The organism is uncultured Xylophilus sp., assembly GCA_913776965.1.
Lineage (GTDB): Bacteria > Pseudomonadota > Gammaproteobacteria > Burkholderiales > Burkholderiaceae_C > Xylophilus.
Genome location: CAJYQL010000075.1, coordinates 1 through 4,065, shown reverse-complemented (window position 1 = coordinate 4,065; position 4,065 = coordinate 1). Strand labels below are relative to the sequence as shown.

Genomic DNA, 4,065 nt, shown 5'->3' with positions numbered 1-4,065 from the left:
GGCTGACCTTGTAGCCCACGATCTGGTAGCGCAGGCCCGAGAAGTTCACGGGGTTGCCGTGCGTGAGGTGCCCGCCGTGCGACAGGTCCATGCCCAGCACGGTCGAACCCGGCTCGATCAGGGCGTTGTACACCGCGAGGTTGGCGCTGCTGCCCGAGTGCGGCTGCACGTTGGCCCACGCGGCCCCGAACAGTTCCTTCACGCGGTCGATGGCGAGCTGCTCGACTTGGTCCACGACCTCACAGCCGCCGTACCAGCGCTTGCCGGGGTAGCCCTCGGCGTACTTGTTGGTGAGCTGGGTGCCCTGGGCCCACATCACCGCCGGCGAAGCGTAGTTCTCACTCGCGATCAGTTCGATGTGGTGTTCCTGGCGGGCGTTCTCGGCCTGGATGGCGGCGAAGAGTTCGGGGTCGGTCTGTTCGACGAGGATGGAACGGTCGTACATGGGTGGTATCCCTTTGGCAGTCCTGCGATGGAATGGTCCCTGTGAACCAGGGCTGCCCAGGCGAACGGCTGAACGCGCCGCGCGACCGTCGTCGCTGCGGGCGGCACGCTTCCCAGTGGTTGTTCCGGGCCCCGGGGCCCGTGCGGTTCCACGTCAGCGGCGGCGGCATCCGTTGGAGGGAAGCGCCGCGCCTATCGCCAGTCGCGTGCGCGGCGATTTTAGCGTGCGGCGGGCGGCAGCTTGCCGCGAGGGGATCAGGGCAGGGTGGCGACGGCCAGACCGTCGTCGGCCGCCAGCACCGCGACCTTCTCGGCAGCGGCCGGCATCGCGGGCGCCGCGACCGGCAGCACGGCCGGCGGCGCTGCCGGGTTGGCGGGCGGCGGGACCACCATCGGCGAGGTGATCGGCACGTTGCGGCCGGTGGCGACGGCGCGCAGGCGGTTGTGTTCGGCGATCACCTTCATGGTGTAGCCGCCGTCGTCCTCAATGTTGGCCGCACCGACGTAGTAGCGCAGGCCGCCCTCGAGCGAGCCGGCGCGGCTGATGCACTCCTGCAGCACCCGCACGCCGACGCGCAGGTTGCTCACCGGGTCGAACGCGGCGAAGTGGCCGCCGAAGTGGTCGTACTTGTCGCTGTGGACCCGGGTCATGACCTGCATCAGGCCCTGGGCGCCGACGGGGCTCTGAGCGAAGGGATTGAAGCCCGACTCGATCGCCATGATTGCGAGGATGAGCGTCGGGTCGAGCTTGTTGCGGCTGCCGAGGTCGAAGGCTTCAGCCACCAGGGCGCCGATTGGTTCGGGCGCGACGCGGTACTTCTTACTGAGCCAGTAGGCGACGGCGGCCTGCGCTTTCGGCAGGTCCTTGGGATTGGTGGCGGTGGCGCGTTCCACGGCGTCGGGCTTGATCGGCGTGCCGATCAGCGCGACCTGACGGTCCTGCAGCCAGGTGCGCAGCTGTTCCTCGCCGCTGTCGCGCAGGTCGGGCCGCGCGCTCAGCATCACGGCGGCAAAGGCGACCGACAGGCCGAGCAGGGCGAAGCCGTTGTGGGTGATCTCGAAGAACCCCTCGGCGACGTCCGCACCGAAGGTGCGTGTGCCGTGGACGAACTTTCCTAACGCTGTCATCGCTGTACCTTTCTACGCAAGGGACCGTTCCCCGGAGGACGCAGGAACACGCGGAACGCGCGGCGTCAGGGGAAGGAATGCCTCGATTGAAGGGGGTCGCCATCGGATTCGCGAAGCCTCCGCAACGGCGGCGGAGGGAAGGTGAGGCAGCGAATCGGACTTAGCCGTCGGGTCGGCAGCGGGGTCGGTCGGTCCCCGGATGCGGGAACGGGGCGGATTCTAGGAGGGGCTTTAATATCAAGTCAAGAATATGAAAACTGTTATTTATGAGAATTGGGTATGTACAAAGGGGTCTTCCCCGGGAGGAAGGGTGCCTCCGAGTCCCTGTGCGGATGTATCCGAATGAAAACGGCGATGGGCGCTTCAGGCGCCATTACCGATTTCTTTTGGCTCGCCGCGCAGGTCCGCGGTATCGTGGCGGCGTCCATTCGATGGACGTTCACCGGTCCGGTTGCAGCGGTTCCGCAAGGTCCGCCGTCATCCGATCCGGTCCCTCTGGAGGGCAATCCCTTGCCCTCTGCGCATGTAGGACGATCCACTCCTGTATGCGAACCCAGACGGCCCAGGGTCTTGCACCCGCCGTCGAGCCCGGCGGATGCGGCTTCAGGCCCTCCGGCCGGGCTTTTTCGTTGGCGGCGCGTTTCCGCCGCTACGCGCCCGGAAACATTCAAGTCGCTGCGCTTGGGTACGCTCGGCCGCGATGGACGCTTCCGTTTCCGACCCTCCGCCGCCGACCCAGCCTGATCGCTTCTGGCGGTGGCTGTGCGCATTCGCCTGGCTGGCCGGCGCTGCCGCGCTGCTGGTCGGGTTGGCGTGGTGGGGCGTGCCGCGGGTAATCGCTTGGCAGCTAGAGACGCGCGTCAGCGAACGCCTGGGCCGGGCGGTACGCGCGGAAAGGATCGAGTTCGTGCCGTGGGCCCTGCGCACCACGCTGCACGGGCTGACGATCGCGCCGGCCGGCGGGGGCCATGGCGGAGGGAGCGATGCGCAGTTCGCCGTCCGCACCATCCGTGTCCGCACCGCGCTCGCTTCGGTCTGGACGGGCGCGCCGGTGATCGATGCGCTAGAGATCGACGCACCGCGGCTCTCGTTCGCCATCGACCGCGACGGGCGCCACGACCTGCAGGACGTGCTCGACCGTCTGGCGCGGCCTGCGGAGCCGGAGCGCCCGCCCGTGCGCTTCGCCCTGCGCCACTTCCGCCTGTCGGAAGGCGAGGTCGATATCGACGACCGCGGCCGCCGCCATGCGCTACGCGATCTGACGATCGACCTCCCATCGCTCAGCAGCCTGGCGCCCGACCGTTCCGCGCCGGTCACGCCGCGGCTGGCCTTCACCTTCGACGGCAGCCGGGTGGATACTGACCTGGAGGCGCTGCCCTTCGCCGAGCAGCGCCGCGGCGAGGCCCGGCTGCGGGTCGCGGCGCTCGACCTGGCACCGCTGCGCGACTACCTGCCTGCCGGGGCGCCTCTCCGGCTGGATCGCGGCACGCTGGACGCCGATCTGCGCATCCGCTTCGCCGACGTGGCGCCGTCCGCCGACGGCCAGGTCGCGGGCGATGGCGAGCGCACCCTCGAGATCGGCGGCACGCTCACGATCCGCCAGCTCGTGCTGTCGGGCGACGACGCCGGGACGCCGACGGCGGAGGCCGAGCGGATCGACATCGCGCTCGCGCACCTGCGTCCGTTCGACCGGTCGGTGGAGCTTTCGCGTATCGCGGTCGGCGAGCCCCATGTGCGGCTGCAGCGCCGCAGCGACGGACGGCTTGCGCTGGCAGCCGGCCGTGCCGGGGCCGCGGACAACAAGGCGGGCGACCGAGGCGCCAGCAACGCGTCGACGCCGTGGCAGGTCCGGGTGGCCGACCTGCAGGTCGAGAACGGCAGCCTCGACTGGCGCGACGCCGCCGTTGCCGCGCCGGTGGCACTCGGGCTGCGCCGGCTGGAAATGGCGGTCGCGGACGCCGCCTGGCCGGTGTCCGCGCCGGCACTTATCAAGGGATCGGCCGATGTCGTCGGCCCGGCAGCCGACCTTTCCCGGTCCGCGCCGGCGCGCGAGGGCGGGCCGCATATCGCGTGGGACGGCACCGTTGCTCCTGCGGCGGGCCGGATCGCGATGCAGGCCCGGGCCCTGCCTCTCGCGTGGGCGGCTCCCTATCTGCAGGCGCGGCTGAAGCCCGCCCTCGCCGGCCGGGCGAGCGCCGATGGCACCGTCGCCTGGTCGTCGGCCGGCACGACGATCGACGCACGGTCGCTTGCGATCGACGCGCTGGCGCTGACGCAGGGCGCGGACACGCTGCTCGGCGTCCGCCGGGCCGAGGCGACCGGCCTGCGGATCGACACCGCACGTCGCACGGTGGCGGCCGACCGGCTGGCGCTGGCGGCACCGCAGGGAACGGTGGCGCGCGATGCAGCGGGCCGCTGGATGGTGGAGCAATGGCGCGTCGACGCCTCGCCCGGCGCGGCCACCGCCGCTAGCGCATCTGCACCTGCGCCGTC

General features: G+C 70.6%; 2 protein-coding genes and 1 pseudogene. 1 reads left to right on the top strand and 2 read right to left on the bottom strand.

Annotated elements, in window-relative coordinates; translation table 11 throughout:
• Positions 1-445: pseudogene (gene glyA, locus QZ500_RS11475) on the bottom strand (serine hydroxymethyltransferase); the annotation flags it as partial.
• Positions 446-699: 254 nt separating this feature from the next.
• Entirely contained in the window at positions 700-1,572 is an 873-nt protein-coding gene (locus QZ500_RS11470; protein ID WP_295855346.1) for a lytic transglycosylase domain-containing protein, read from the bottom strand.
• A gap of 700 nt (positions 1,573-2,272) precedes the next feature.
• Between QZ500_RS11470 and QZ500_RS11465 the strand changes: the two genes are divergently transcribed.
• Positions 2,273-4,065 (top strand): DUF748 domain-containing protein (locus tag QZ500_RS11465; RefSeq protein WP_295855343.1); only part of this gene is annotated, 1,793 nt, incomplete at its 3' end.

Excerpts from the sequence above, each read along its gene's own strand:
- QZ500_RS11470 (WP_295855346.1), bottom strand. The coding sequence starts at position 1,572 with ATGACAGCGTTAGGAAAGTTCGTCCACGGCACACGCACCTTCGGTGCG.